The 2,332-nt window shown below is 58.3% G+C and carries 1 protein-coding gene; it reads left to right on the forward strand.

From position 1 onward, the window contains the following. Window positions 1–530 precede the first annotated feature (530 nt). On the forward strand, window positions 531–2,332 hold a 1,802-nt coding region (locus FJ145_26620), incomplete at its 3' end, for a hypothetical protein (GenBank protein MBM4264984.1).

Consider the following 2,332-nt stretch of genomic DNA (forward strand, 5'->3'; position numbering starts at 1 on the left):
TGAGGTGCCCGACCAACCGGGCCTGATGGATGTTGCCGCCGCTTTTTCCGCGGCAGTGGACCGATATGCCCGACAGCGCGGTGGACGCACCGACCTCGGCGAGATGGCGCAACTGGCCGCTGTCGAGAGTCTCACCGCGACAGTGGGGCCGACCCTGCCGTCTCTCTTCGGCCCAACGTCGGCGGAGGTGCAGCGTGCGTTCGGGCGGTTTTCGGGTGGGGATCGCTTCAGCGCATTGGCGCGCGAGTTCTTCGCCCGCCTGACTCAACGCGCCCTTGACTATTATCTCAGCCGCGAACTCAACAACCATATCGGTCTTCGCGCCCGTTTCCGCGATGACCGGGCACGTTCCGAGTTCGACGGTGCCCTCGATCAGCACTGCCGGGAAGCATCACGGATTGTCGAGGCATTTGCCGGCGGGTGGTACGGCAAGAATGTCTATCAGGGCGACGGGCTGACGCCGGACGACATCCGCAAATTCGCGCCCGTCGCCTTCAGGAAGATTCGCGCCGAACTCCGGAAGCGTCGAGATGTCGACGAATGAGCATCTCGTGCTTTGCAGCGGCGCCACCGCCAAACCGCGCGGCGACGAGAAGCCGCTCACCCTGAATCTCCACGGCGCGTCAGCTAACGTTCGTCTTGAAATCGAAGATATCAGCCGAAGACTGTTGGCTAATCTTTCCGACGTCCATGCCGATTTGCTGGAAATCGCCAGCTACATTTACGCAGCCGACAGTGCCGTTTCGCGCGGAGGCAAAACAGACTCGCACCTTGGCGCGATGTGGCGCCGAAAATTTCGGTTTGTGATACCGGTACGCGAGCCAACTCGGTGGTCATCTGCTTCTGTCATTGCGACCTTGGTCGAGACAATTGGGTTCTTATCTGAAGACGATTATGAGTTTGAGTTCCGTCCGCTGAACACTCCGCCCCCAGTAGAAAACTATTTTCCGTTATCCGGCACTGAAAATGCGAAATTTACGCCCGCCGAGGTTATTCTTTTCTCTGGTGGTCTGGATTCATTTGCGGGAGCGGTCGAGGAACTGGTCGCACACGGCAAGAAAGTTGCGCTTGTCAGCCATCGCTCCGCAACAAAGATAACCGAGGCGCAAAATTTTCTGATCGATCAGTTGCGCCGACGCTTCGGGGCGGACCGTGTCCTTCATGTCCCGGTTCGCGCCAATCTCAAGGACGATCTGGGCAAAGAGCCAACCCATCGGACGCGCTCGTTTCTATTCGCGGCGATCGGTGCCGTGACCGCCAAGCTGCTCGACCGGCAGCGCACGTTTTTCTTCGAAAATGGCGTGGTGAGTTTGAATTTGCCGCCGGTTGGCCAAGTCGTCGGGGCCAGAGCGACGCGAACCACGCACCCCCAGGCGGTAGCTGGATTTCGGCGCATCCTGTCCGCAGTTCTCGATCAAGCCTTCGATATCAGCAACCTTTACGCCTGGATCACAAAGGCAGAGGTTATCGAGCGTATCGTGCAAGGCGGCTGCGCCGATCTAATCAGACACACGCGAAGCTGCACGCGCGTTCATGCCATGACTAGACTACATCCTCATTGTGGCCAGTGCTCGCAGTGCATCGACCGGCGCTTTGCGATCCTCGCCGCTGGCCAAGAACAAGAAGATCCAGCAGATGCCTATAAGGTTGATCTTCTGTTGGATAGCCGCGGACCTGGTCCGGATCGTGAGATGGCGCTCGCCTATATCCGGTCTGCTTCAAAGATCAGCCGAATGAGCGAAGTCGATTTCTTTACACAGTTTGGTGAAACAAGTCGCATCGTGTCCCATTTCGATGAGCCCACAGAAACGGTGGCTCGGCGCATTTACGAACTTCACCGACGCCATGCGGCCGCGGTCTGCCGGGTGTTCTACGCTGGCGTCGACGCGAACAAGGCAGATATTCTGAATGGCAGCCTGCCCCCCGACTGTTTGCTTTCTTTGGTGGTCGGACAACGCAGCGAGGGTACATCGTATCCAGCACCGGCAACCGCGCCGAGAATACCTGAGGCGCCGCCTCCAGAAATAAGGATGTCCATCGATGAGGACGGCAAGCGTGTCGTGTTCGAACGATGGGGTGAAATCAAAGGCACCAGCGCCAACTTGCTGATGGCCCTAGCGAAGCCATTCCGCGAGGCTCGGGAAGGTGAGCTGGCGCCAGAGGATTATCCCTATCTGACCAAGGAGAGGCTCGCGGACCAGCTCAACTATGAATCAGATGAAGTGCTGCGCCGTCGGGTGTCTCGCTGTCGAGATGCAATCAATACGCTTGCCATCAAAGCCGGCGACCCTAAGCCTTCAATCGACGCCGTTATCGAGAACTACCAGTGGCA

The sequence above is a fragment of the Deltaproteobacteria bacterium genome, assembly GCA_016874755.1.
Lineage (GTDB): Bacteria > Desulfobacterota > Binatia > UBA9968 > UBA9968 > DP-20.